Here is a 26,085-nt window from a genome sequence, read left to right on the forward strand (position 1 = left end):
TTGTGCCGCCGGAACCCTGCAGGTGAGGCCTTTGAGGTGATTGACCTCGGCCTCAGACGCCGAGCGATGCCTTGTAGAGGGCTATCTGCTTGTCGCGGCCCAGCTGATCGGTGATCTTTTCCCAGGAGACGGCAATCGCATCCGCCCCCTCCTGGGCTGTCATCTGGCCGGCGAACACCTTGGCCAACTCGTCTTCCGCAACGCTGTAATACTGGAAGATGCCGGGGATGCGCGGCTCAATGGCAGCGTTCGGGTGGTTGTACGAGTTCGATTGCGAGGCGAGGTAGTTCGAGATGAAGGCCTCGTCGTAGCCAGCCTCGACCCATTCCTTGGTGTCGAACTGGCTCTTGCGATAACACTGGAAGCCGGACGGATATGCCGCCATCCACAGAGCCAGGTCCTTGCCGCCGAGATGGGCTGCGGCGCTCCAGGCTGCCTTCTTCTTTTTTTCGTCGCTGTCGACCCGGGCCATGACGTAGACACCCCATCCGAGGTAGGCCATGTTCGGGGCGTGGTTCGGACCGCTCGGCAGCTTGTCCCATTGACCGGTCTTCGAATTGTAGACGTCGTCCGAACCAGGCAGGATATCGAAGGCAACGCTGTCGCCGATCACCGACGTGTCGCTGGTGCGCGCGCCCGAACCGACATCGCCCCACCAGGAAACCATGGATCCGGTACCAGCCAGAAACTGCTGGAAGGCTGTGGTGCCAGGGTCGGCATTGAGCTGATCGCCAGACTCCGACGGCAACGCGTCGATCACGTCCTGAATGGCCCTGACCCAGGCCGGGTTGTTGATCCGCGGCTTCATCGTATCGACGTCGAAGAGCCAGGCCTTGTCGTCCGGATGCTTGGCATAGGCGGTGGCGCGGCTGCCGAGGAAATAGAAGCCGAACCCACCCCAGGCTTTCGGTGCATCGAGATAGCCGATCGCTTCCATGCCGCCGATGGTCTTGCCCTTGAGGAACTTGGTGACGTCCTGAACCTTCTGCCAGGTCCTGGGCACCCCCCACTCGCCCTCGTGCCCCTCGTCCTTCCAGGCCTTTGCCAGATCGGCATCGGTGAAGTAGTCGGCGCGGTAGTTGAAGTTGTGACAATCGCCATCAACCGAGATGCGATACGTCTTGCCGTCCCAGGTTCCGACCGGCGCCTTGAGGTAGTCGACATAGTCGTCCATGTCGATCTGGGCCTTGACCCAGTCCGGCATCTCGGATGCGAGCCCCTTGCCGCAGACGTCGCCTTCGAAAGGCGCCCCCATCTCCAGGATATCGAAATCCACTGTCCCGGTGGCGATGGCCTGCTGCAGACGCGGATTATAGTCCGCCTGCGCCAGATCGATCCACGAAATCTTGGCGCCGGTGTAGTCTTCCCAGGATTTCAGGAAGCCGCGGAAGATCACATTGTGAAGATTCTGGTTGTTGAGACCCATGAACGACAGTTCGACGCCGGCAAACTCGCCCTGCTTCACAGCACTCTTAGTGGCATTGAGGCACAGTTCCCCGACCTTCTGCCAATCCGCATCGGTCGGCGAACCCTTGCCGACGCCGGGGATCTGCAGGATCTGGCTGCGCAAGGACGCGTCCTGCGCGCTGGCGCTGCCGACAGCACCGAGCATGGTGCCGGCGGCGGCAAGAGCCCCCAGACTGGCGCCGGTCTTCAAAATGGCGCGGCGGCTCAGGCCGATCGCCATCATTCTCTCGAACTCACTGACTTTCATAATTCACTCCTCCCGTTGAACAAATCACCACACGTGATGGGTATCGGCCGAGCCCCAGCGTCGCGGAGCATCGGCGAAGCGGCTCTCAATCGAGCCGCAATCCGGTTTTCAGATCGAAAAGATTCACTGATACCGGGTTTGGCGTCATCGCCATCGGCTGACCGGATTGATCCTCCACCCGGTCGCGAAAGACGCCGATGACCTTCTGGTTGCCGATCCGGGCAAACACCTGCGTCTCTGATCCCGTCGTTTCCACGACAGTGACGTAGGCCGTCACTTCGCCGCCCAGCGCGAAATGCTCCGGCCGGATGCCGTAGAAGGCGGGCCGGCCGTCGGAGCCTTCCGGTGCGCGAACAAGTGGCAGCCGGATACCGTCGTCGGTCTCGAAAAAAGGTGCCCCGGACGTCCGGATGTGGCCTTTGAGCAGGTTCATCGACGGCGAGCCTATGAAACCGGCAACGAAAGTGTTGGCCGGCTTGTCATAAAGTTCGAGCGGTGAACCAATCTGTTCGACGCGTCCGTCCCGCAGGACAACGATGCGATCCGCCATCGTCATCGCCTCGACCTGATCGTGGGTGACATAGATCATCGTGGTCGCAAGCCGCCGCTGCAATTCCTTGATCTCCGCACGCATCTGCACCCGCAGCTTCGCATCCAGATTGGAAAGCGGTTCGTCGAACAGAAAAACCTTGGGATCGCGCACGATCGCCCGTCCCATGGCGACACGTTGTCTCTGGCCCCCGGAGAGTTGACGCGGATAGCGTGCGAGATAGGGAACCAGATCGAGAATTTCGGCCGCTTTCTTCACACGGTCATCGATATCCGCTTTGGGCTCTCCGCGCATTTTCAATGCGAAGCCCATGTTCTCGGCGACGGTCTTGTGGGGATAGAGAGCGTAGCTCTGGAACACCATGGCAATGTCGCGATCTTTTGGCGGCAGATCGTTCACCACCTGGCCGTCGATGCGAATATCGCCGAATGTGATCGGCTCCAGGCCCGCGACCATGCGCAAAAGCGTGGATTTGCCGCAGCCCGAAGGACCGACCAGGACCACGAACTCGCCATCGGGTATTTCCACCGAAACCCCGTGGATAACGGTCAGGCTTCCGTAGGCTTTGCCAACGTTCACGATATCCATGGATGCCAATGCGAATTCCTCCCGGTGCGTCGCTCTCCTCACTACGTTTGATCGTCCCTCCAGAAGGAGGTGGCGGTTGTCGCATCCGGCAACAACCGCCACCGTTCGGTCCACCCTGGGAGGGACGTCATTCGGTTAGAAACTTCACATAATAACGTATTGCTGTAAAGTCGTTTATCTGTGGGTTCAGAATTATTTTATTCCACCTCTCATTCTCGCCTCCACCTCCCACATGACACCCGGAATAATCAGCGCATCCGTCCTGCGTCCCGATGGAGATGCGCTGCGTATCGCTTAAAGCAGGATTTGCAAACATCACGACACACATATACTCTGTGAAGACAATGCCTGCAGCCAAGGGAGGTACCAGGTGCTAAAAGGAATCGATCCGGTGATCAACGCTGAACTGATCCATGCGTTGATGCTGATGGGACACGGGGACCAGCTGGTCTTGTGCGATGTCAACCATCCTGCCCATACCATCGCCCGGCACACCACCTACGGCCGCCTCATTGACGTCTCCGGCTGCGGTCTTGAGCGTACAGCGGAAGCAATCCTCAAGCTTTTTCCGCTCGACACATTCGTCGACGCCCCCGTGAAACGGATGCAGGTTGTCGGTGATCCGGAAAGCCAAATGCCGATATTTTCCACGATGCAGACGGTTGTCGATCGCGCGGAAGCGCGGCCGATCAAGATGGATGCATTGGAACGCTTCGCATTTTACGAGGCTGCAAAAAACTCGTTCGCAATTGTCAGAACCTCGGACCCGGGTCCTTATGGGTGCTTTATTTTCAGCAAAGGCGTTATCTAAGCATTGTTGCACGGATGGAATTTTAGGCCCATTTCGATCTTGGATGTAGGCTTTAAATGGCGACTTCTTTCATGCGAACGGATATCGGGCGTGCGCATGAAATCATGCGGTTAAGAACGTCGCATGCCAGGTGCTGCTTCCGACTGCTGGTTAGCGAATTTGCGCGCGCGTAACCTATTTCCCATGATCGATTTGTATCGTCCAATCGCCGTCTCAACCAAAGAGCGCTTGCTGTATCCGTTCTTGGCCTGCCATGCCATGCGTCCGTCTTTTTGGATGGACGCAATGTGCTCATCCCGCTGACTGGGCGGATCGTGATCATCTCTTTCATTTGAGTTCGAACGCGGAGGAAGGATGATCCTGGCGTCCGGGCTATGACCAAGAACAGCCTCATATGTCAGCTGCCCATCATAGGCTCCGTCGGCAGTAAACTGACCGATGGTTTGGTTAATATTGCCGAGCAACATCTCAAGCTGACTGACATCGCTCGTATTCTGATCGGTCAGAACTTCTGCGATGATCTCCCCGCTATCCGCGTCAACGCCAGATGCAGTTTACGCCATTCACGTCGGGATTTGGCTCCATGTTTATCTTCAAGCCATGGGCCTGCACCGTAGATTTTCAAGCCTGTGCTGTCGATGACAACATGTAGAGGCTTATCGGCACCGGCCTTCTTTTCAGGCTGGCCATTGGCATCAGGCGTGTTCTTTCGAGGTTGCAACTGACCAGATCGTCGGCTCAACGTCGTTATGATCCGGGATCGGAAGTTTCACACCCATCCGCTTGAAAACGGACAACAGGAAGCCTTCGATCTGGCGCAGCGGTAAATCGAAAACCAGCCCGCTCTTCAGGGATGCTTCAATCGCCAGATCAGAATAACGAGGCTGACCGCCGCGCGTCTTTCTTTTCGGTGCATGCCAGGCGGCAAGAGCCTCATCGCTTAGCCAGAATGTCACGCTTCCGCGCTGGCGAAGCCCTGCTTCGTATTCCGACCAGTTCGTCACCTTATATTTCATCTTCGGAATACGGTAACGGCGAGCAGAATTGTACTTGAAAGGCATGAAGAGCATCCAATCCGTCAGATGCTTAGGCTCATACCGCGAACCTCTCAAGGATTCGTGCACCAACGTCGTGCGGCATGGAAGCGATTGATGTAGTTCAAACAATATCGGAAGAAATTCTATTCAATAATTGCGATATCGCCGTCGTGAGCTGACCGGGGGCAAACGGTTTCTGTAGCAAAATGCTGTTGGGGACACCCCGCGATGTCCACTCCGATGCGTTGTCGCCCGTTATGTACACAACCGGAACATTTGGCATTCTCTCTCGGAGACGCCTTGCAACGTCCCACCCGCTCGGGCCCTTTCCAATATTGACATCGGTTATGAGCCCCTTAAATTTGTTGGAATCCATGTTCAGCTCAGCGAGAGCTTTCGCGCCATCCGTTGCGGTGACAATGGTGTAGCCCGCATCCGTTAATTCACGTTCCATCTCAAGGTTGAGTAATGCGTGGTCTTCGACCAGCAGTAGCGGGATAGCGTTCGTATTTTCAGCTGGCGTCATCGGATCATCCCTCTTGGACTTTTTGGTGATGCCGACGACACAAAGGAAAGCCGACTCTATTGCACCACTTAACGTCAGCTTCATCAGATTGGTTCCAAAGGCCCGTTTCCTATCAAGAGGTGATGTCAGGTTAACGTTTCGTCATCGATTTGGGATGTAATCGCTGCAGGATGAATGTTCCTTCCATTCGCTACAAGCGCCATCGATTTCCTGCTTCCATCATCGCTCATGCGGTGTGGCTGTACTACCGGTTTCCCTTGAGCCTGCGGCATATCGAGGAATTGCTGCTCGAGGGTGGGATCAGGGTGTCGTATGAGACGGTCCGGCAGTGGACACGAAAGTTCGGGTCGGAATATGCTCGCCGGATTCGAAGAAAGCCTCCATCATCACAAGATATCTGGTATCTGGACGAAGCCGCCGTCAGCATCAATGGTAAAAGACACTGGCTCTGGCGTGCCGTCGATCAGGATGGATATGTTCTCGACGAAATCGTTCAAAACCGGCGCAACACCAAGGCTGCACGGCGGTTGCTGACACGGCTTATGCGGAAGCAAGGTATCCTGCCGAAGCGAATGATCACCGACAAGTTGCGCTCCTACGAAGCCGCCAGACGCCAGGTCATGGCCAACGTTGAGCATCGCTCGCACAAAGGGTTAAACAATCGGGCGGAGAATTCTCACCTGCCGTTGCGAAAACGGGAGCGAGTGATGCAGGGTTTCCGGTCATCGGGAAGCTTGCAGCGGTTTATCTCGATCTTCTCTACCGTCCGCAACCTCTTCGTTCCACCCCACTCACAACGTTCGGCATGCCAGATTTATCTCCACCGCCTGAATGCCATGGCAGAGTGGAAAGCCATGGCAGAAGCACTCGCCTGAAATCAACAGGGCGACCATCCTCGTGACCTGAAAATTTAACCTGACATCACCCCCCAACGACCTCTCCGGGAAAAAGGTCGATTGACACGTCTTCGACGGCGTGTACGCCGCCGAAACTCTTCTGGATATTGATCATCTCGACCAGCGGCGGCGATCCTGTGACTTGCGCGTTCATGGGATTCTCCTGATGAGAGGAGAAGGCAGAGGCCAAAGCCCTGCCTTCTCACGGCCTGCCGTTCAGTAAAGAACGTTCTTGGCCTCGGGAGCAGCGATGTTGTCCTTGGTGACGGCGACCACGCCCGTATCGATCTTCGGCTCAGCCTTTTTGCCGCCGACGATGTCGAGAATGGCCTTCACGCCGAGTTCGCCCATCTGATACGAACCCTGGACCATGGTCGCGACGAGCGTGCCATCCTTGACGAAGGCCTGGAGGTCTTCGTTGCCGTCAAAGCCGATGGCAACGACCTGGCCCACCTTGCCGGCCTGGACGATCGCACGGCCCATGCCGACCGCGGTCGGCTCGTTGGCGCCGAAGATGCCTTTGAGATCCGGATTGGCGGCGAGCACGTCGGTCGTCTGGTTGAGTGCCGTCGCCATCTGGGACTGCGAATAGTATGGGCCGACGATTTCCAGCTTGGACCTCCCTCGAGCATGAGCACTTTTGGTCACAAATACCGAACCGTCCGGCTAATGCTGATTGCGCCTCAGGCGTTGCCCTAATTCAGGTGGAATAATTTGGTCAGGAACTCCTTGACCGCCGCCTGAGCTTGGGAATTTGCGGCATCGTTGTACTGAACGGGTGGCCCGAGTTGGACACACTCATCCCTCCATGAAAACGGTTTGCCCGTTGCGACATTCATTAGCCGGCCATTCTCTTCGCGCCGCATACAGGTCCGCGAGGTCTGCGCATCGCTCATTTCGTTGTAGGCCGGACTGTTGGTATGGTCGAAAGCATGGCGCGCGTCAGGATACACGGTGATTTGCGCATCGTGGCCAGCTGCCGCGAGACGTTCGATATAGTCGCGGCAGCGCGGCAATGGATTCCATTCATCTTTCGCACCGTGGAAAGCACGGATCGGCGCATTCACCACCTCCATCTCCCCGACAAGTTCCAAATTACAGGGTGGATAAAACGGCAGATAAGCGGCGATACCTCCGCGCTTGGGACCGTAAAGATCGTGGAAGCGGCTGAGGCTGGCGTAGAGGGCAACCAATCCACCCCGCGAAAAGCCCATTATGGCAATGCGGTTTGCATCAAGGCGTGGATCGGCCGCAAGCAGGTCCACCGCCCTGTAGACGTCGTAGATGGGATTGAACTCGCCCACCCGCGACTGATCTGTGTAGATTTCGCTGTAACCACGGGCAGTGTAGCTGTCAATTCGAAGCGTCGCCACGCCGAGCGGCTCCAAGAAATTGGCCCAGCTCCATGGCCCCGAACTCGTAGGGCCACCAGACCCGTGCAAAAGGATAACGACAGGCAAGCGTGCGTCGATAGTGGGAACCTGTAGTCTGCCGGTCACCGTGACCACTGTTCCCCCCGCAATATCGCCCTGCAGAAACTGGTCGTCCGAAAGAGTGAGCGAAGAGATTTCGATCACTTCGTCTGGAGGCTGGGCAACGGAACCGGGCGCATACACGACCAACAGAACCAGGACCCAGCACAAAAGGAAATTGCGCGCAAATCTCATTAGCACCCCTCCACACCTACCAGGTCTCGTCGTATTGCCGAGTATACCGATACCTGACCATCTTCCCGACTCTCACAATACAGCAATCTGCCAGTGCGAACGACTGCGACTTTTGGAGGGCCAAGCACCCGTCCGATCAGCACCTCGTCGACGCCCGTATCAAACGCGCGATTGCTTCACAGTCGCAGCCGTCCAGTCATCGCTCCGTGTCCGGCATATAGGATTCCGCCTCTCGGGCAGACATTGCGTCCTTGGCGTACGTAAAAGTGCCGGAATCCCTGACCTCCCGTGCAGCGCGCATGAACCCTCCAAGTGCTGCCCGCGCAAACGAGCCGCCGACGCTGATCCGCTTGACACCGGCCTCGCTCAGTTCCCGGACGGTAAAGACCTGGCCTACAAGCCCCATCACGACGTTTACCGGACGGTTGACGGAAGAACACACGGTCCGGATTGCATCGAGGCTCGGCAAGCCCGGAGCATAAAGGACATCGGCGCCTGTCTTCTCGAAGGCCTGAAGACGGCGGATTGTGTCATCAAGGTCGAATCGCCCATGCAGGAAGTTCTCGGCACGTGCGGTCAGAATAAATGGGTGCTTGCGCGCCTCCTCGGCGGCAGCGGCTATCCGTTCCACGGCAAGGGTAAAGTCGAAAATCGGGTCTGTCGGATTGCCGGTGGCGTCCTCGATTGACCCACCCACAAGACCAATCTCCGACGCCAGAGAGACCGTCATGGCACAGCATGCCGGGTCTGCCCCGAATCCGTCCTCCAAATCGGCAGAAACAGGCAGGTTTGTCGCCTCGACGATGCTCCGCGCATTCAGCAAGATAGCCTCGCGCGGGAGGGCGGCGGCCGAGTCCCGGCGCCCTATGGTGAAGGCAAATCCGGCGCTCGTGGTGGCCAACGCTTCAAAACCGAGAGCGGTCAGAATTCGGGCGGAGCCAGCATCCCATGGGTTGGGAACTACGAAAGCCCCCGGCCGATTGTGCAACTCGCGGAACACCTGATACTTTTTCGTTTGACTTGCCATGCTCCCCTCCGGTCAAAAAGCGATAACGAGTGTTAACACGCAACGAACAAAAAGGGAACGCCGCACCAAAGACGTTTGGCTAGATTCGAACGTGCGAAGTTGATCTTAGGCGAGCACCTCGAATGAATTTCTCAACTCCGCATCCCCAATCATTTGCCATTTCTATCCTCTGGCATCACGGCCAGCCGTCTTCGGACATTGATTAATATTCCCAGCCTTAGACGATTTCGTAACAAATCTACCTTGCCCAACAAGTGGTTATACATTGGCCTGTTTGGCCCCTCGCGAAAACTTTAGAACGATCGCGATCAAAATAGTCCCGAGAATGAAAACGAAGGCCGCCGCAGCGATCGCGGGACTGATGTTTTCCCGTATCGTCGAAAACATCTGCCGTGCGAGCGTCCGCTGGTTGGGCCCCGCCACGAACAGCGTCAGCACGACTTCGTCCAACGACGTCGCGAAGGCGAAAACTGCTCCGGACACGATGCCGGGGAGCGCCAGCGGCAAGGTGACTTGTTTCAGCACCGTAACGGGCGCTGCGCCGAGGCTGGCTGCCGCCTGCTCCAGCCGGCGATCAATCCCCTGCAGCACCGCCAGAACGTTGACGACGACAAAGGGCACCGCCACCACCGTGTGGGCGATGATCACACCAAGATAGGTGTTGGTCAGACCGTATCTGGCAAACATCAGCTGCATGCCGACGCCCAGCACTACGGCAGGCACAACCATCGGCAAAAGAAAAATCGTCTTGATGGTCGTAAGTACCAGCGAAAGCTGCCTGTCGCGCAGACCGAGAGCGCCAACGGTTCCGAGAATTGTCGCGAGCATGGTTGTGCCGGATCCGATAATCAAGCTGTTAACGATCGATCGCTGCCAGACTTCCGCCGTGAACAGCTCTTCGAACCATCGAGTTGAGTAACCCGGAATGGGATAATTGAGGAACACGCTGTCGGTGAAGGCGAGCGGCAGGATCGCGATCAGCGGTGCGATCAGAAAGAAGACGGTGGCGGAGCCGAAGACGAGTTTCGAAAAACGCAGCATGTTCACGGGCGCACCTCCCGTTCTGACGAAAGGCGGAGATAAATTGCATAGAGGATCATCGTGGCCGCCAGGAGTACCAGTCCAAGTGCCCCTGCCATTCCCCAGTTCGCCGCGCCGGTGGCGTAATAAGCGATTACCGAACTGATCATCTGATCCCTCGCACCGCCGATCAGCGCGGGCGTAATGTAGTAACCGAGGGCGCTCATGAATACCAGAAGCGAACCGGAAACGACGCCGCGCAGTGCGAGCGGCAGCAAGACATTCAGGAATGCCCTGACGGGATGAGCCCCCAACGACGCCGCGGCCGGCATCAGATTTTTGGGGATGCCGATCAGCACGCTGAATATCGGAAGCACCATGAAGGGAAGCAGAACGTGGGTCATGGCGATGATGACGCCGATCCGGTTGAAGATCAGCGGCACCGGGCCGGACGTCACGCCGATATTCATCAACACGGAATTGATCAGGCCCCTGTCCTGCAACAGGATGAACCAGGCGGCGGTTCGCACCAGAAGGGACGTCCATAGCGGCAACAGCACTGCGCCCAGCAACAACTGCCGCTTCCAGCCGTCGACCGAGGCAGCGATCATCGCAAAGGGCAGTCCGATCAAGACGCACGCCACCGTTACCGTCAAAGCCATCACAAACGTCCGGAGCATGATGACTTTGTTCGCCGAAGCATCGCCAGGAAGCGCGGTGATTGCGTTGGACGCGTCCCGTTGCAGATCGACCGCCGCCAGAAGGTTACGGTCTGTAATGGTAGAGGATGCCGCCACGCTGACAGCCTGCCAATAGGAGGGATCAGCCCATCGCTTGTCCAACGCGACGAGATCGATGTTTCCGTCGGTTTCCGAAGCGGCTGTACGTGTTTTCGGCATCAAGGTTCGAAAGCCGGACTTCGCGCTGTTCAACCGCCGGACCAGATCCCCGAACAATTGGTCGTCGCCAATCTGGCGCAGGTCGGCAACGAAGGCAGCCTTCATTTCATCGGTTGGAGGACTGGCGCGATCCCAGTTCGAGACAGCGCGTGCTGTGGCGGGCAATGCGCGTGCCGCGACTGGATCAGACACAGCGGATTTCATCATCGTGGCAAGTGGAAGCGCGAAAAAGAAAACAAGGAACAGCAACAGCGGTCCGACAAGCGCCAGGGAAATCACCTGTTTACGAAGCCTTGTCGGATTCATGTGCGAACCACCCAGCAATCGGCCGGCAAGAAGGAAAGGTGTACCTCTTCACCAATTGAAGGAGGAGGCTGACTGCGGTCCGTCTTGACCACAAATGGTTGGCCATTGCTTCTTAGCATCAGCCGCAAATGATCTCCGTGATAGACGACGTCGGAAACAGTGGCGGTAATATTGTTTCCGGTTCCCGATTCTCGCTTCACTCTGATCCGTTCAGGCCTTATCGACAGGCAAATATTCCCGTCTTGACGGAAATCCGCTGCCGTTTCGACAACAACTTCTTGACCACCGGGCAATTGGACGCGAGCCGTTCCACCATCGATGTTCTGTATCGGACCGCTGATCAGATTTGTCTCGCCGATAAATTCTGCTACGAATTGCGTGCTCGGATGGTCATAGATGTCCGAGGGTTTACCGATCTGTTCGATCTTTCCACGATTGAAAATCGCGATGCGATCCGACATCGTGAGCGCTTCCGACTGATCATGCGTCACAAATACGATTGTCAGATCGAGTCGCCGGTGAAGGTCTCGAATGTCCAATTGCATTTGTTCACGTAATTGCTTGTCGAGCGCCCCGAGCGGCTCGTCCATCAGGACAACTTCAGGCTCGAAGATAAGGGCACGCGCCAAGGCAACCCGCTGCTGTTGGCCTCCCGAGAGCTGTGAGGGACGGCGATCGGCAAGTGAACCAAGTTGGACCATTTCGAGCGCTTTTCGTACTCGTTCCGTGATGTCCGCACGCGAGATCCCCCGCATTCTCAAAGGAAATCCCACGTTCTCAAACACCGTCATATGCGGGAAAAGGGCATAATTCTGGAAGACAACACCCATGTTCCGTTTGTGCGGCGGCAAACTATCAATTCGTTTGCCGCCTGCCCAAATTGCGCCGCTGGTTGGGCTCTCGAAACCGGCAAGCATCATAAGTATTGTTGTTTTGCCCGAGCCAGATGGGCCAAGCAGGCTGATGAACTCCCCTTTGCCGATCTCCAGATTCAACCCTTCGACAACTGTCAGAAGGCCGAAGGATTTGCTTACCTCCTCCAAGCGAATGAATGGATTGCTCATCGTCGATAACCTTGGCTTTAGAGAACAGTACGCAACGGTGGTGGCTTTGGCAAAATGCGCAAACCCCCATATGTCCGTCGTGACGGCGAATGCAAAGGCGTTTAGAAATCAGCGCCTTTGCAAGACAACATCACTGCGCGAGCCAGGCATTGAAACGCTGTGTCAGGGCTTCTGAATTGTCCGTCCAAAAATCAACATCCAAAGCAATTGCTTCCTTCAGGTTGTTTGGCGCAGTCGGAAGTTCAGCCTGGAATTTCTCAGGCACGAGCTTACCTGCCTCGATGTTGGGCAATCCGTATGCAATGAACTCGGGCAGTTTTGACTGATTGTCCGCCTTGCTGGCATAAGCGATGAAATCCATTGCCGCGTCCTTGTTAGGACTGTCCTTTAGAACTACCCAGCTGTCGATCGCATAGATGCTACCCGGAAACACAAAGCCGAAGTGCTTGCCTTCGGACCTGTTCAAACCGCTGATACGACCGTTGTAGGCGGTTGTCATGACCACCTCTCCAGAAGAGAGCAGTTGAAGTGGCTGTGCTCCGGCCTCCCACCAGACAATGTTCGGCTTCAGCTCATCGAGTTTCTTGAAAGCCCTGTCGACGCCTTCCGGTGTGGCGAGGACAGAGTAAACTTCCTCGGCCGTCACGCCGTCCGCCATTAAGGCGAATTCAAGCGCGTATTTCGCTCCTTTGCGCAGGCCCCGCTTGCCGGGAATCTTGTTTGTGTCCCAAAAGTCGGCCCACGAGGCCGGCGCTTGTTTGAGCTTGTCACCATCATAAGAAATTCCGGTCGACCAAACGATCGCGCCAACACCGCAATCGCTGACAGCGGCGGGTAAAAACTTGGACTTGCCGCCCAGCTTGTCCCAGTCGACCTTTTCGTAAATGCCGTCCGCGCACCCAAGCGCAAGTTCCTCCGCCTCTACCTGCACCGCATCCCAGTTCGGAATGCCTGCTTTCACTTTGGCTTGAAGGACTCCGTACCCGCCATCCCAGCTCTCATCCAGCACTGGCTTTCCGGTCTGCTTTGCAAAGGGTTCGAAGTAGATCTTGCGCTGGGCGTCCTGGTAGTTGCCTCCCCAGGATACAACCGTCAGGTCGCGGGCTTCTGCCGTCGCCCCGATGGTGGCCAGCGTGCATGCAACCAACGCTGCGTTCAGAATTTTCATCGTTATTCCCCTTGTTTTTTGTGACAAAGGCTAACAAACCACAGTTTGAGTTGATTGAAAGCCTGATTAAGCAAAGCGGTGATTAAATTCACCGATTTGGGATACCATTCTGTCAATAAGTTGGTGGTGTGATCGCGCTTAAGATCTCGCTTTTCTCCTCACTGACGTTGCGGAAGCGATGCGGGAGCCGGCTGTCGAAATAGTACCCATCACCCTTCCTTAGAATCTTTTTCTGACCGCCGACGGTCACTTCCACTGCTCCGCTAATCACCATTCCTGCCTCCTGCGCGGCATGTGCGAAGGCTTCTCCAGTGTCAGCGCCGATCGCATATGTTTCGTGCAGCATCAAGAGTTGTCTGTTGGGATGATTAAGGCCAATGACGCGGTAGGAAATTGTTTCGACCTTACCAATCTCGACCAACTCGTCTGCACTGTAGAACGGCGTGTATGGAAGACTTGACTGAAGATCACTAAAGAACCCAGGCAGCGTCGTTCCGAGCGCATCCAGCACCGCACTAAGCGTGTCTATTGACGGACTCATCTTGTCTCGCTCAATCAAAGAAATCGTGGAATGAGAAATGCCAGATCGCGCCGCCAGTTCACGGACGCCCAAATCGCGTCTGCGCCGCATCTCTCTCAATTTACCACCGATCTTTGGCATTTCGTCCTTTTCAATTTTACGGGTAACTTCTTTCGAGATCATCTTTCCTGCGAGCGTCCGATCGCATGAGAGTGATACCAGACGCGAGGTGTTTGGTGAATATACTGAACAGTGGCCGCTGGAGCAATTGCAGTCAGCTCACGAGTGCATGATTGTGGCGACATTATTCTCGCCACACGCAACCACAGAGATTCAAAATGGTAAATCGCCTCAACGATCTGAACGGCAAGATCAAACGTATTAAGAAACCAAAGCTTGACGCGGTATCGAACACTGGTGCGATCGAGGCCACCGTTAAGGACATCATTGCAAACGTGCGCGCACAAGGAGACGCTGCAGTGCGAGAATACTCACGCACATATGATAGGTCGGATGTTGAAATATTCGAAGTGAGCCTAGAGGATCGCCTCGAGGCGATTTCTAACCTTGATCCGCAAACCCGAAAGGATACGGAGTTTGCCATTGAACGGGTGAAGGCCTTTGCAGAAGCTCAGTTTCAAACCCTTCTTCCCCTCGAATTCGACGCTCTTCCAGGACTGCACCTCGGACATCGGGTCATTCCGGTCGAGATTGTTGGAGCCTATGTTCCGGGCGGCCGCTACCCGATCCTATCTGCGCCTGTCATGACGATTGTCCCAGCAAAGGTCGCCGGCTGCGATCAGGTCATCGCCTGCCTGCCGCCCAATGCGCATCCAGCCATGATTGCCGGCTGCCATCTGTCCGGTGCCGACAGGATATTCAAGGTGGGTGGCGCGCAAGCCATCGCTGCCATGGCTTTCGGCACGGAAACCATTCCCGCCGTCGACAAAATCGTCGGGCCGGGCAACGCTTATGTCAATGAAGCCAAGCGGCAGGTCTTTGGGCAGGTGGGCATCGACCAATTGGCCGGACCCAGCGAAATATTCGTCGTTGCCGACGAGACTGGCGACGCGGAGATGATTGCAATTGATCTTCTAGCCCAAGCGGAGCACGACGTTAGAACCCGCGTCGGTCTAATAACAACCGATCAGAGACTGGCTGAGGCCACTTTGAGGGAGATCGAACGCCAGCTTGAAACGCTGCCTACCGCCGACGTCGCCGGCGTTGCCTGGCGCGACTATGGAGAGATCACCGTTTGTGACGACGAGCCATCGATGATTGCCTATTCTGATCATATCGCGGCCGAACATCTTGAGGTCCACACACGCGACCCCCATTCCACTGCAAGAAAATTGCGGAACTATGGATCTTTGTTCATCGGCAAGCTTGCAAGCGTTGTGTACTCCGACAAGTGTTGCGGGACGAACCACACACTTCCGACCATGGCCGCTGGCCGTTACACCGGGGGGCTTTGGGTGGGTTCGTACGTTAAGGTTTGCACGCATCAGTGGCTTGATGAGCGCGGCGTCACCGCAGTTGCTCCTCCTTCGATAAGACAAAGTCGTACCGAAGGCATGGAAGGGCATCGCCTCGCGGCGGCGTTTCGTCTGAGCGATCAAGAGATAAGTACGGCCTTGGTGCGCGGATCGCTTTTGCCGATGGAGAAATCCTTGAGGATTTCACAATAAGCAGGAGAGTAACTTTCAAATTGGATGCTCTTCATGCCGTTCAAACACAATTCTGCTCGCCGTCACCGTATTCCGAAGATGAAATATAAGGTGACGAACTGGTCGGAATACGAAGCAGGGCTTCGCCAGCGCGGAAGCGTGACATTCTGGCTAAGCGATGAGGCTCTTGCCGCCTGGCATGCACCGAAAAGAAAGACGCGCGGCGGTCAGCCTCGTTATTCTGATCTGGCGATTGAAGCATCCCTGAAGAGCGGGCTGGTTTTCGATTTACCGCTGCGCCCAGATCGAAGGCTTCCTGTTGTCCGTTTTCAAGCGGATGGGTGTGAAACTTCCGATCCCGGATCATACGACGTTGAGCCGACGATCTGGTCAGTTGCAACCTCGAAAGAACACGCCTGATGCCAATGGCCAGCTTGAGAAGAAGGCCGGTGCCGATAAGCCTCTACATGTTGTCATCGACAGCACAGGCTTGAAAATCTACGGTGCAGGCCAATGGCTTGAAGATAAACATGGAGCCAAATCCCGACGTGAATGGCGTAAACTGCATCTGGCGTTGACGCGGATAGCGGGGAGATCATCGCAGAAGTTCTGATCGATCAGAATACGAGCGATGTCAGTCAGCTTGAGATGTTGCTCGGCAATATTGACCAAAGCATCGGTCAGTTTACTGCCGACGGAGCCTATGATGGGCAGCTGACATATGAGGCTGTTCTTGGTCATAGCCCGGACGCCAGGATCATCATTCCTCCGCGTTCGAACTCAAATGAAAGAGATGATCACGATCCGCCCAGTCAGCGGGATGAGCACATTGCGTCCATCCAAAACAGGCACAGTCATTTCCTTTTGATCATCCCAGAATCCAGTCGACGTGCCCAATGATCAAAACTGCTGGTCAGCAGCAGCATAGCATTTTGAATTTCGAGTTCGCGGAGTTCCCTATTAACACTTGGCGACGCCACACATTTTGCCTTCAGTTTCCCCTGAATTTGCTTCAGTTTTTCATCAAACCTTTCGGATCTCCTTGTTTGGTCCGGCGACAGCAGATCGCGAGCCCTGACGCTGGCCATCCGGCGCTTTAGGTTCTTTTCAAACCGGTCAAACTTGTCAGCTAATTCACCGAGGGTTGTATCTTGCATTCTTGTTATCTCCTCCGTGACGTCTGAATTTTCAAAACGCGCGAAGCCCTGTCGATGGGCAGGTAAATCCATTGCAAGGACAATGCATTGTCGACCGATAAGGTTCCTTAGGACGGCTGATCACAAAACGGAACAAATACTCCCTTCAATTGGTTTCATCGTGCGTCGGGAGCATAACCTCTTCGATAGGGGCCTGGCGCACGGCACCTTCATACTGCGCCGGGCCTCGCCTGTGGCTTTCGCCGATAAATGGCGCGGAATTGTCTGCACTATTTGACGGCCCTTTGGACTGCGAGATCCATGGTCCCAAGGATCCGGAGATTACGCAATTGGTTTATCAGCTCGCATATGGCAAGCGCTCCGCCTCGCTGAAATCGAGAGCAGCGCTACGCTGGCGGATGCCTGAATGCGTCACTTCCTCAAACTGAACAGATGATAAGGTTGTGTTGACCCGCATCTCTCAACAAGCCTCGGATCGTCAATTCTGTTATTTCGGAACATTCAGCAAGTCGGCGAAGCGAACGGTTCCTATCTGTGTTTTACCATACGATAGACTCGCAGGACCCAGTCCGCCCTGATCAACGCCCTCGATATTCGCGTCGATTAGCGAATCCTGAACCGCCAGCCTTGCCTGATGCATGGCCACCCGGTTGCCACCCAGCTCTATTCCGCAGACGGATTCGATCCTGGTCATTTCATCGAACTCGAAACGATAGAGTGTCATCATGCCGCCGTGGGCCTGCGCAACGTGAAGGTTGCCCGGGTGATGGACACGCTTGTACCCTCTGCGCTGCTGGCGACGTCCATGCGGGCATCGAGCTGCTTTGCCAGAGCCTCGACAATGGCTGTTCCGAGCCCGCCGGTCACGTCGGCGTCATTGACAGTGGTTTTCCCGATGCCATTGTCGGAGACGATCATCTTCCAGTCTGCCTAACGTCTGAGTAGGCTCAATCCGACCAGCAAACCAATTCCAGCGATGGCTGAAATGATTGCAATTGTTGCGATTGGATTGTCTTTAGCCTTGTCCGTCACCATCTGCGCCTCATCACCCACGAACCGTGCAGCAGTTCGACCGCTTCTTTTAACGCTTTCATATGCAGAACTTGCTTGGTCCAAGAAATCATAACCCTGATCAGCAAGTGACTTTTTGATCGTCGATAGCTCCTTGCTCAATGTCGCGATCTGGGCTTCCAGATCGTCCTCAAGCTTTTCGCGAGCTTCCGTAGGATACGTGGCCATTCAAATTACCTTTTTGTTTGTGGCGGCCGAACAGGAGAAGGACATTTATACCGCTCGGTTTCCCCGAAACATTCTTGCGATCGCGATAAGGATGCATGCGCCTATGACGCCGGCGAGTAGATAGCCTACCCAGCCTGTTAATATGACCCCAAAAAATGAGAGAAGGGCGTTGGCAACGACCGCTCCAATCATGCCCAATAGGATGTTCATGATCATGCCCATATTGCTCTTCATGAACATCTCGGCAAGCCATCCGGCAACGCCACCAATGATGATAGCGGCAATCCATCCAATTCCGGCAGTTTCCATTCAATTTCTCCAAGAAAGGTGATGTCCAACTGAACACAGACGGGCGCATTTTGTTCCATTAAACCCGCTACGATTAACAGCAGCCTGAGTGGGTAGAATTGCCCTAGTTTACGGCGAGGTGAACGAGCTAAATCGTTTCTGACGGCGAATGCAGGAAAGCCATCGCCAGAGCGGCTGACATTGATCCGGCTATATGACCAGCTTCCTGCTCTGGGCTCCACAATACGTCGTTATTGGCGTGCTTTCGAGAAGCAGAGCCAGTCGTCGGCGGAGGCGTATGTGCCACTTTCATTCCGCGAGACCGGGCACTCGGTGAGATTTACTGCTAAACCCCACTTCTGTTCTGGAGATAGATCGGCTACTCGGCGATGTTTTCACAGCCAACCTGGAACAGAGAGCTCGTCTCTGCGTTTGTGCTTGGCTGCACGCATTGTGCCGCCTTCCAGGAGCAATCAATTTTGAAAACCTTATTCACGACGACTTTTCTCATAACATTGATGACAACAGGGGCATTCGCTCAAGACGGAAGGACGTCACAAGACGTTTTTGGTCACCCATCGGTGGCGGTACGAGATCACGATCGCTATCTCGTCGCTTCCAAAGGGCTCGTCCTCACATCGGGCCTAGTCGGACAAACAGTTTATAATGGTCCGGCAGACGACGCTGCCACCATCGGCGAAGTGACCGATATTGTGCTTAGCCCAGACGGAAATGCGGTGGCAGCGCTTATTGGCGTCGGCGGCTTTCTTGGCGTCGGCCAGAAGGATATTGCCGTAAGTCTCGATCAATTGGCCTGGGTGACTCGCGACGACAACAAGCGGTGGCTGGTTGTTGCGAGCAGCAAAGAGGAACTCAGCGGTGCTCCCACGTTCGATAGCAATAGTTTGCTCAGGGACGGGGCATCCGATCCTGCCAAGGGACAGGCTACAGGAGTCGCTACGAATGCGAAAACGGAAAGCGTGGTTAACAAGGCCGCTTCGGACATCAGGAGCGCGCTCAAGGCTGTTCCGACTGCATCGATAAGCTCCGAAAAGTTGATAGGTTCAGCGGTCTATGGCCCCGATGAAAAGCAGCTTGGCAGCGTGGCAGATACATTGATGGCAGGTGACGGCCAGGTCGACGCTTTCGTCGTGGACGTTGGCGGCTTTCTTGGACTAGGCAAAAAGCCGATCGCAATCTCGATTGAAAACCTCGATCTGCTGGCCGATGACAATGGAAAAATTTCCGTGTTTACGCCTTTTACCAAGGACGAACTTGAGAAGCACCCAGCTTATTCGGCAGAGGCATACAAGGCCGACAGCGAGAAGATTCTGCTTCGCGGTGCGGCCGAATAAATTCAGATGCCGACTGTCTGTGTTTAGGCCTTTAATGGTCCTCTTCGGGGCGGCGCGCCTGAACGTATGCATCGAAGTGCGGACGAGTCGCCTGCAGCAGGCTAAACAATGAGGTCACCACAACCACCGTCCCGGCGGGGATATCTAAGATTCCGCTTGGCGGACCTGTAAACTGGCAGGATTAAGTGAGAGCTTATGCGTTCGTTCATTCCATTGAAGGTTGTTCCATCTACCCATATGCAATGAAGCAGGATTGAGAGTTTTCGGCTACCACGACTTTGGCTTATTACAAAAAGGATCATCCACCTTGGCGTGGAGGAGACCGAGATTGATTTGGACGCCCAATTACGCGAGCGTGTGGGCCGCCTCGTCGGCCCACACCTTGAATTTGGTCAGAACGTTTGGCCCGAATATATTTGTGAGCGGCACGTCGGCCGCGTCCCGGCCATGTGCAACCTTGATCCGCCCGATGCGAGGGGCGTTGTTGCGCGGATCGAATGCGTGCCATTGACCACCCAGGAACACTTCCATCCAGGCACAAAAGTCCATCTCCGCATAGGGGGGCGGCAGACCGATATCAGTAATGTATCCGGTACAGTAACGTGTCGGGATATTCAGGCATCGACAAAGCGCAACGGCGAGATGCGTATAATCCCGGCAAACACCTCGGCCTTCGCCAAATGCCCCGTAAGCCGTGCGTGTTGGATTGGAAAATTCGTATCCAAAATGGATATAGTGATGCACGTAGTCACAAACCGCCTGAACACGCTGCCATCCGGGCGGGCTATGTTCAAAGAGCTTCCAAGCATTGTCGCTCAACAAATCCGTCTCACAGTATCGGCTGCCCATGAGATAGACGAGCGTGTCGTCCGGAAGGTTCTGCACGGGATGTTGAACGGCATTAAGCACGACAGGATCAGGTCCGCCGCTGTCGTTCACTACGGCGTTCGTGCTGAGGCTGAATGCGCCTGCTGGTGCGACAATCCGATTACACCAGTTTCCAAACTGATCGTGGTACCCGCTGGCTTGGATAGCGGGTGACGTGGTAAATGTTTCAACGCCGATCAAATCGGCCACACGCGAATGGTGAACGTTCAATATGGCAATCAGCGGTGTTTCCTGCGGAAACTCAAATGTCAGTTCACACCCGACATGTAATCTCATATGCGGCACTCCGTGGGTTGTATCCAACAATGCAAAGCGGGCGCGACGGAACCAACAACGAAAGCGGCGATCATCGCGTCAAGGGAAGGCACGGTAATTACCAAGAGGCTTCTCGTCGGATCGTTCCGTTAAAGCCGGTTAATGCCATGCGGTATTAGAAGCAGATCCTCGCCTCCTTGGCATTTTTCTAATCAAGCGAAATTAGAGCCTCTTTTCTGCGACGTAAATATCGGCTTCCTTGGCAGCTTCGATAAATGCTGACCGAGCAGCGGTGCACATGATCTTGCCCTCCAATGCCTCAATGCAGGCCTGCTTCGCCTCAACAAACTTCTCGCCCTTTTTGATCGGCCAATACATTTCCAGGAAATCCGCCGCTTCTTCTACCGACGAAATGTTCCGCGTGCCGCCGAGCTGTTCGGTCTCTATCGTAACGTATGGAAATGGCAAATCGCGCATACCCAGAAACGTGGATAGTTGATGGAAGTTCCATGGAAGACCGGCTTCTCCCCAATGCCGCCAATAGCGGATCAATCAACGCGTCCGCGCTTTAATCTATCTTGAAAAGAACCAGCGGAATGAATGTGCTCTTTGTACTGAGACAATCCTACCAGAGGACCACCCGCTGGGTAGGCACAACAAAATGCCAGCATGATCGCCTGCGCATGGTCGAACTTGCGCCCTGCACCTTGATACGCCCTCAGAAATTTGAAAGAATTGTTGCTGGTGGGGAGGTTCTACCATGGCCCCAATTTCCAAACGGTCAACTGCCAGTAAAGCGCAACTGCGGCGGGCAAGGCAGCAGGGCCGCGGGCGCCGTGCGCATGCGCCTTCTGAAATTCCGATGAAGGGTTGGAAGGACATTCTCTACAGAATGTACGGCTCATTGTGGGAAGACCGGATCATGTTGATTGCGGCAGGAGCAACATTCTATTTACTGCTCGCGCTGTTTCCGGCACTTACAGCGTTCGTGTCGGTGTACGGTTTACTCGCTGACCGCGCCACCGTTGCAGGTAACACCTCGCTCCTCGCCGGCATTCTTCCGGCGGACTCGGTCAACCTGATCCGATCCCAGCTTGAGGCTCTTGCAGCGCAGGATACCAAAGTTCTCAGTCTCGGGTTCTTCATCGGACTTTCGGTGGCACTGTGGAGTGCGAACAATGGCATTAAAGCCATATTCGAAGCCTTGAACGTTGCCTACAGCGAGAATGAAACCCGCAGCTTCGTGCGCGTTAATCTGGTTTCATTTGTTTTCACGTTCGGCACCATGTTTTTTGGAATTATCCTGATCACCGCACTGGGTATTATCCCACACGTGTTGACGCTGCTTGGCCTGGACGGTTGGAATGCGGTGCTGATCAGCTTGGCCCGCTGGCCCTTAATTGCCGTCGTTGTCGCTGCCGCCGTCTCCGTCTTTTATCGCTTCGGGCCAGACCGCGAGCAACCCAAATGGCGCTGGCTGTCGTGGGGAGCCATTCTTTCCACATTGGTGTGGCTGATCACATCGGCGGGCTTCACATTCTATCTCGCCAATTTTGCCGATTACAATGCCACCTATGGTGCGTTGGGTGCGGTTGCCGGCCTGATGGTATGGACATGGATATCGGTGATGATCCTCATCCTCGGCGCTGAACTGAACGCTGAGCTGGAACATCAAACCGCGATCGATACGACTATCGGAGATCCGGCTCCCATGGGAGAACGCGGAGCCGTGGTTGCCGATACACTCGGCGAATCTGCGAATGAGACGAGGCGCTAATAGCAGCTCAAAGCGGCCATTCCCATGCCGCGGAGATATGCTGGCCGCGCGCTAAACCGGAGCGTGAACTTCGTCTTGTTGGCCCTATCCTTCCAAAAAATGCCCAAGCGAATTCAGCGGAGCAATCTCATCGCAGATGATCTTTAGAATTGCCAACATGGGAACGGCGAGGATGGCGCCAGGCACGCCCCACATCCAGAACCAGAAGATCAGCGACAAAATGACGAGGACTGGATTGAGCGTGAAACGCCGGGCGAGCAGCATGGGCGTAACGATTTCGCCTTCGATCAAATGGATGAACAGATAGAGTCCTGCCGGCAAAAACGCTGTCCAGGTTCCATCGATGCCAAGCAGACCGACAAACACGAATATGGCGACACCCGCGAATGGGCCCAGGATCGGCACGTAGTTCAGGATAAAAGCCAAAACGCCCCACAAGATAGGATCGCCCAGACCCGTCGCCCACATTGCCGTTCCGGTTGCAAGGCCCACCAACCCGTTCATCAGGGTGATCGTCACGAGATAAGCAGAAATATCTTGCTCAACCTGCTGTGACAGGGCGACCATCTGGCGCTTGTCGCTAAACCGGGGAATGATTTCGACGGTTCGCCGCAGGAACGTGTCGCCGGAAATCAAAAGGAAGAACAGGATCAAAATGGTCTCGAACAACCCGCTTGCGAAATGCTGCGTTCCTTGGAGTAGGATAGCGGACAGATTGAAGCCGGCATCGGCTTGTCCGCCGTCGATTTGATGCATGAAATTCTGGAAGGTCTGGATCGGTTTGCTGAGAAAATGAAGGCGTTGCTGTAGCCTCTCAATACCTTCGGGGAGACGGCCTGCCCATGACGAGGCCGGCCCCAACAATGCAGCGCCAAGACCCACGATAAGACCAAATAAGGTCAGAATGACTGTGAGTGCCGCAAGCGGCCGGGGGACGCGGAGCCTTTCCAGTTGCCGCATTGCCGGCTGGAACAGAAGCTTTAGCACGAACGCAAGAATAATTGGCAGCACGATCTCCGCGGCGACATAAGCCGCCGTCAAACTTGCGAGAATCAAGAGGCACGTCAAAATGACAAGCTTCGGATCGGCGGTCAAGGGTCCCGCTTCTTTTGTCAGATCAGAAATGTCGACCGGCGTCGCTTTGCTGGTAGGACCAGTGCCAGAAAAGATGGACTTCCTCATCGGTGATGCCTCCTCAAGCACGATACCTCGCGGCACCTGCGATGGCCGCCCACCTCTAAATCCAACGGGAAGGGGCAACCCTGTCGCGGACCGGTTGGACCCAGTCGGGCAATCAGCATTGGATGAAAGCGTATTTGTTTTATTCTCTTCGTCCTTCACCTCAGGCGATTAGAATTGTTCTCATAATATTGTCTCGGGGAAGGGTCAGCGAAATGTCCCCGATGGATCTCCTAAAACGCGCTGTTGTTAGAGCGGTTCCATCTGCGGAAAAGTGACCGTCCCCGGGCTCTAAATCGCAACGAAACATTGGGATGACGATCGACACGCATTGGGAAAAATTGATGTGGACGCGTTGCTGCAAACGCCAGGTCCCGAGCTATTCGACCGTTGCCGGGGTCCCGTATCCTTCGACGCGGTTTGTTTGGAGCAACATGAACCAGGCTTGTGTTGGAGGAACTATGTGGGACAGCGGTTGGCTATCGGCGATGTCCCCAGCCAGGACACGCGGCGTCTATTGTCACACTATTTCAATAGGATGGACTATATATAGCCAAGTGGAACCAAGGGCGGCGTTGACCGTTTATCTTTGTGAATGAAAGCTTTCAAGGAGTTCACCCATGGGTAGCACAAGCGACAAAGTTTCCGGTATGGCCAATAAGGCAGCCGGCAATATTAAGCAGGCCGCCGGCAAGGCAACCGGTTCCAGGGAAATGGAGGCCAAAGGCAAGATGCAGGAGATGAAAGGCGAGACGCAGAAGGCCAAAGGCAAAGCCAAGGGTGCTGTGAAAAAGATCATCGATAAAGCGTGATCGCCTTAGACGCTATATGCCGACCGATCCGGTTTCAGTCGGTGCAGATCGCGATAAATCTTCAGGGCACCCGCGTGCAAAGAGTCCGGATCGAGTGTTGAAAATGACGACGAGCAAGTCCGAAGAACAACTGGCTGCCGAAGCAGACGTTGACAGCTTTCGAAGAGAACTTGGCCCGTTCGTTGTTGCCGCTGAACAAACGCGCATGGCGATGGTTTTTGCCGATGCCAGGGAAACCACGAATTCCATCATTTTTGCCAATGAAAGTTTCCTTGCATTATCGGGATACGAGCGTGACGAGGTCCTCGGTCAAACTTTCAATTTCCTGATGGCGCACGCCTCCGATGCAGAGGCATTGTCCAAAATTGAAGCCGAGTTTGAAGCTCAATCAGGCAATGGTGTGGAAATTCGCTATCGACGCAAGGATGGTAGTGAGTTCTGGGCGGCGCTTTTCATCAGTCCGGTTCGTGATGAAGGCGGCGCCATTGTACAGTATTTTGCTTCTTTCGTCGATCTCACCCGGCACAAAGAAGAAGAAGCTCACTCCAGGATGCTGATCAATGAGCTCAATCATCGCGTGAAAAATACCCTTTCAACCGTGCAATCGATTGTTTGGCAGGCCTTGCGGACGGCGACCGATCCCAAGGCCATTCGCGAGGCGATTGAATCAAGGTTGCACGCGCTGTCGCGGTCGCACGACATGCTTACACGCCAGAATTGGCAAAGCGCAGGTTTGCTCGACGTGGTCAACGATGCGCTGGAACCATTCGCGGTGACAGACGGCCGCAAGGATCGCATTGTCATTAACGGTGACAACATTCAGTTCCCTCCAAAGGCGGCTCTCGCTTTGGGGATTGCGTTCAACGAACTTGCGACCAATGCGGTGAAGTACGGTGCATTTTCCGATGGCATGGGATCGATCCTGATCCAGTGGAGACTTGAACCCGCGCCGGAAGGTGAGCAGCTAATTCTGCTCTGGCAAGAGCAGCACGGACCAGCCGTGATGCATCCTTCCCGCAAGGGTTTTGGATCACGCATGATCGAAAACGGTTTAGCGCAAGAACTTGAAGGTCAAGTGCATCTCGATTACCGGCCTGAGGGCCTTGTTTGCACCATGAGATTTCCCGTCCCCGAAGATGACCGCAATGGATAAATTGCTCGCTGGCCGGCGGATCCTTGTCGTTGAGGACGAAGTACTGGTCCTTATGATGATTGAAGACATGCTGGCTGACCTCGGATGCGGGTCTGTGACCACAGCGACCCGGGCCGATCACGCCGTTTCCCTGATTGAGGACCAACCTTTCGACGCCGCCATGCTGGACATGAACCTGAATGGCCAAGCAAGCCGCATTGTCGCCGACGCGCTCGCCATGCACGCTGTCCCCTTTGTCTTCTCTACCGGCAATAGTATCAACGATATTTGGGATGGATACGGCGACCGGGCGGTAATCCGAAAGCCATTCATGTTTGAGGAACTGGTCGATACGCTGACGTGTCTTTTGCGCAACTCATCTATGGGATGAGATTCTTGAGCTCGGGTTGGGTATGGCAAATTACGCATGGCCGAAAAACTCGGACCGAGAATTTCCAGCTTCGGCGCACGTTGCCGCCGTGGTCGCTGACCTAAGGGTTAGCGGAGGTGGGTGTACGTTCTCTGACGTAGATATCAGCCTCC

Annotated in this window: 26 protein-coding genes and 4 pseudogenes; 9 read left to right on the forward strand and 21 right to left on the reverse strand. The window is 55.2% G+C overall.

Features of this window, described 5'->3' with window-relative positions; translation table 11 throughout:
- Positions 1-52 precede the first annotated feature (52 nt).
- Positions 53-1,714: a type 2 periplasmic-binding domain-containing protein gene (locus tag BLM14_RS21605; RefSeq protein ID WP_100001925.1), complete on the reverse strand. Its 1,662-nt coding sequence runs from the start codon at positions 1,712-1,714 to the stop codon at positions 53-55.
- 85 nt (positions 1,715-1,799) lie between these two features.
- Positions 1,800-2,861, reverse strand: coding sequence for an ABC transporter ATP-binding protein (locus BLM14_RS21610; RefSeq protein ID WP_100001926.1), 1,062 nt, complete (start codon positions 2,859-2,861; stop codon positions 1,800-1,802).
- Between the two features lie 361 nt (positions 2,862-3,222).
- Between BLM14_RS21610 and BLM14_RS21615 the strand changes: the two genes are divergently transcribed.
- Complete coding sequence (locus BLM14_RS21615) at positions 3,223-3,663, forward strand: RbsD/FucU family protein (protein ID WP_100001927.1); 441 nt, start codon at positions 3,223-3,225, stop codon at positions 3,661-3,663.
- A gap of 52 nt (positions 3,664-3,715) precedes the next feature.
- Here the strand turns inward: BLM14_RS21615 and BLM14_RS21620 are convergent.
- Together BLM14_RS21620 and BLM14_RS21625 are read right to left on the reverse strand one after the other, a co-directional pair.
- Positions 3,716-4,724: pseudogene (locus BLM14_RS21620) on the reverse strand (IS5 family transposase).
- Positions 4,725-4,821: 97 nt separating this feature from the next.
- Positions 4,822-5,310, reverse strand: coding sequence for a response regulator (locus BLM14_RS21625; RefSeq protein WP_237143582.1), 489 nt, complete (start codon positions 5,308-5,310; stop codon positions 4,822-4,824).
- 86 nt (positions 5,311-5,396) lie between these two features.
- On the opposite strand from BLM14_RS21625, the gene BLM14_RS21630 reads away from it, so the two are divergent.
- Positions 5,397-6,101: an IS6 family transposase gene (locus BLM14_RS21630; protein ID WP_100001928.1), complete on the forward strand. Its 705-nt coding sequence runs from the start codon at positions 5,397-5,399 to the stop codon at positions 6,099-6,101.
- A 55-nt stretch (positions 6,102-6,156) separates the two neighbouring features.
- Here the strand turns inward: BLM14_RS21630 and BLM14_RS21635 are convergent.
- From BLM14_RS21635 to BLM14_RS21675, 9 genes and pseudogenes are all read right to left on the reverse strand, one after another.
- A pseudogene (locus tag BLM14_RS21635) lies at positions 6,157-6,276 on the reverse strand (sugar ABC transporter ATP-binding protein); the annotation flags it as partial.
- Positions 6,277-6,338: 62 nt separating this feature from the next.
- Positions 6,339-6,743, reverse strand: a pseudogene (locus BLM14_RS21640) (substrate-binding domain-containing protein); the annotation flags it as partial.
- A gap of 74 nt (positions 6,744-6,817) precedes the next feature.
- On the reverse strand, positions 6,818-7,789 hold the full coding sequence (locus BLM14_RS21645; RefSeq protein ID WP_100001929.1) for a dienelactone hydrolase family protein: 972 nt from the start codon (positions 7,787-7,789) through the stop codon (positions 6,818-6,820).
- A gap of 196 nt (positions 7,790-7,985) precedes the next feature.
- A complete protein-coding gene (locus BLM14_RS21650; RefSeq protein WP_100001930.1) occupies positions 7,986-8,816 on the reverse strand; it encodes an isocitrate lyase/PEP mutase family protein in 831 nt (276 codons plus the stop codon).
- A gap of 258 nt (positions 8,817-9,074) precedes the next feature.
- Complete coding sequence (locus tag BLM14_RS21655) at positions 9,075-9,863, reverse strand: ABC transporter permease (RefSeq protein ID WP_418314254.1); 789 nt, start codon at positions 9,861-9,863, stop codon at positions 9,075-9,077.
- Complete coding sequence (locus BLM14_RS21660) at positions 9,860-11,041, reverse strand: ABC transporter permease (protein WP_100002188.1); 1,182 nt, start codon at positions 11,039-11,041, stop codon at positions 9,860-9,862. Before BLM14_RS21660 ends, BLM14_RS21655 begins: the two co-directional genes overlap by 4 nt.
- On the reverse strand, positions 11,038-12,105 hold the full coding sequence (locus BLM14_RS21665) for an ABC transporter ATP-binding protein (RefSeq protein ID WP_100001932.1): 1,068 nt from the start codon (positions 12,103-12,105) through the stop codon (positions 11,038-11,040). Before BLM14_RS21665 ends, BLM14_RS21660 begins: the two co-directional genes overlap by 4 nt.
- A 130-nt stretch (positions 12,106-12,235) precedes the next feature.
- The gene (locus BLM14_RS21670; protein ID WP_100001933.1) at positions 12,236-13,273 is read right to left on the reverse strand and encodes an ABC transporter substrate-binding protein; all 1,038 of its coding nucleotides are present in this window, start codon (positions 13,271-13,273) and stop codon (positions 12,236-12,238) included.
- Between the two features lie 112 nt (positions 13,274-13,385).
- Complete coding sequence (locus tag BLM14_RS21675; RefSeq protein ID WP_100002189.1) at positions 13,386-13,934, reverse strand: cupin domain-containing protein; 549 nt, start codon at positions 13,932-13,934, stop codon at positions 13,386-13,388.
- 197 nt (positions 13,935-14,131) lie between these two features.
- On the opposite strand from BLM14_RS21675, the gene hisD reads away from it, so the two are divergent.
- Positions 14,132-15,481 carry a histidinol dehydrogenase gene (gene hisD / locus BLM14_RS21680; RefSeq protein ID WP_100001934.1) on the forward strand — a complete coding sequence of 450 codons (1,350 nt, stop codon included), beginning with the start codon at positions 14,132-14,134 and terminating at the stop codon, positions 15,479-15,481.
- Between the two features lie 33 nt (positions 15,482-15,514).
- Positions 15,515-16,303: pseudogene (locus tag BLM14_RS32010) on the forward strand (IS5 family transposase); the annotation flags it as partial.
- An 11-nt stretch (positions 16,304-16,314) separates the two neighbouring features.
- Here BLM14_RS32010 and BLM14_RS21695 read toward each other — a convergent pair.
- From BLM14_RS21695 to BLM14_RS21715, 5 genes are all read right to left on the reverse strand, one after another.
- Entirely contained in the window at positions 16,315-16,617 is a 303-nt protein-coding gene (locus BLM14_RS21695) for a hypothetical protein (protein ID WP_100001937.1), read from the reverse strand.
- 487 nt (positions 16,618-17,104) lie between these two features.
- Entirely contained in the window at positions 17,105-17,341 is a 237-nt protein-coding gene (locus BLM14_RS21700; protein ID WP_157929574.1) for a hypothetical protein, read from the reverse strand.
- On the reverse strand, positions 17,341-17,535 hold the full coding sequence (locus BLM14_RS21705; RefSeq protein ID WP_100001939.1) for a hypothetical protein: 195 nt from the start codon (positions 17,533-17,535) through the stop codon (positions 17,341-17,343). Before BLM14_RS21705 ends, BLM14_RS21700 begins: the two co-directional genes overlap by 1 nt.
- A 12-nt stretch (positions 17,536-17,547) precedes the next feature.
- Positions 17,548-17,856 (reverse strand): hypothetical protein, encoded by a 309-nt coding sequence (locus BLM14_RS21710; protein WP_100001940.1) that lies wholly within the window; start codon positions 17,854-17,856, stop codon positions 17,548-17,550.
- Positions 17,857-17,901: 45 nt separating this feature from the next.
- Positions 17,902-18,165: a GlsB/YeaQ/YmgE family stress response membrane protein gene (locus BLM14_RS21715; RefSeq protein WP_100001941.1), complete on the reverse strand. Its 264-nt coding sequence runs from the start codon at positions 18,163-18,165 to the stop codon at positions 17,902-17,904.
- Between the two features lie 560 nt (positions 18,166-18,725).
- Between BLM14_RS21715 and BLM14_RS21720 the strand changes: the two genes are divergently transcribed.
- A complete protein-coding gene (locus BLM14_RS21720) occupies positions 18,726-19,499 on the forward strand; it encodes a PRC-barrel domain-containing protein (protein ID WP_237143583.1) in 774 nt (257 codons plus the stop codon).
- Positions 19,500-19,844: 345 nt separating this feature from the next.
- Here BLM14_RS21720 and BLM14_RS21725 read toward each other — a convergent pair whose 3' ends face one another.
- Complete coding sequence (locus tag BLM14_RS21725; RefSeq protein ID WP_100001942.1) at positions 19,845-20,663, reverse strand: transglutaminase-like domain-containing protein; 819 nt, start codon at positions 20,661-20,663, stop codon at positions 19,845-19,847.
- A gap of 201 nt (positions 20,664-20,864) precedes the next feature.
- Complete coding sequence (locus tag BLM14_RS21730) at positions 20,865-21,194, reverse strand: DUF982 domain-containing protein (protein ID WP_133123869.1); 330 nt, start codon at positions 21,192-21,194, stop codon at positions 20,865-20,867.
- Between the two features lie 208 nt (positions 21,195-21,402).
- Between BLM14_RS21730 and BLM14_RS21735 the strand changes: the two genes are divergently transcribed.
- Complete coding sequence (locus BLM14_RS21735) at positions 21,403-22,419, forward strand: YihY/virulence factor BrkB family protein (protein ID WP_100001944.1); 1,017 nt, start codon at positions 21,403-21,405, stop codon at positions 22,417-22,419.
- An 84-nt stretch (positions 22,420-22,503) separates the two neighbouring features.
- Here the strand turns inward: BLM14_RS21735 and BLM14_RS21740 are convergent, their stop codons facing one another.
- Entirely contained in the window at positions 22,504-23,601 is a 1,098-nt protein-coding gene (locus BLM14_RS21740) for an AI-2E family transporter (protein ID WP_100001945.1), read from the reverse strand.
- A 617-nt stretch (positions 23,602-24,218) separates the two neighbouring features.
- Between BLM14_RS21740 and BLM14_RS21745 the strand changes: the two genes are divergently transcribed.
- From BLM14_RS21745 to BLM14_RS21755, 3 genes are all read left to right on the forward strand, one after another.
- Positions 24,219-24,410 (forward strand): CsbD family protein, encoded by a 192-nt coding sequence (locus BLM14_RS21745; RefSeq protein ID WP_100001946.1) that lies wholly within the window; start codon positions 24,219-24,221, stop codon positions 24,408-24,410.
- Between the two features lie 103 nt (positions 24,411-24,513).
- Positions 24,514-25,563 (forward strand): HWE histidine kinase domain-containing protein, encoded by a 1,050-nt coding sequence (locus BLM14_RS21750; protein ID WP_204252034.1) that lies wholly within the window; start codon positions 24,514-24,516, stop codon positions 25,561-25,563.
- Positions 25,556-25,933, forward strand: a complete 378-nt coding sequence (locus tag BLM14_RS21755) for a response regulator (protein WP_100002191.1) — start codon at positions 25,556-25,558, stop codon at positions 25,931-25,933. The genes BLM14_RS21750 and BLM14_RS21755 overlap by 8 nt, the downstream gene beginning before the upstream one ends.
- Positions 25,934-26,085 lie beyond the last annotated feature (152 nt).

The organism is Phyllobacterium zundukense, from assembly GCF_002764115.1.
GTDB classification, from domain to species: domain Bacteria; phylum Pseudomonadota; class Alphaproteobacteria; order Rhizobiales; family Rhizobiaceae; genus Phyllobacterium; species Phyllobacterium zundukense.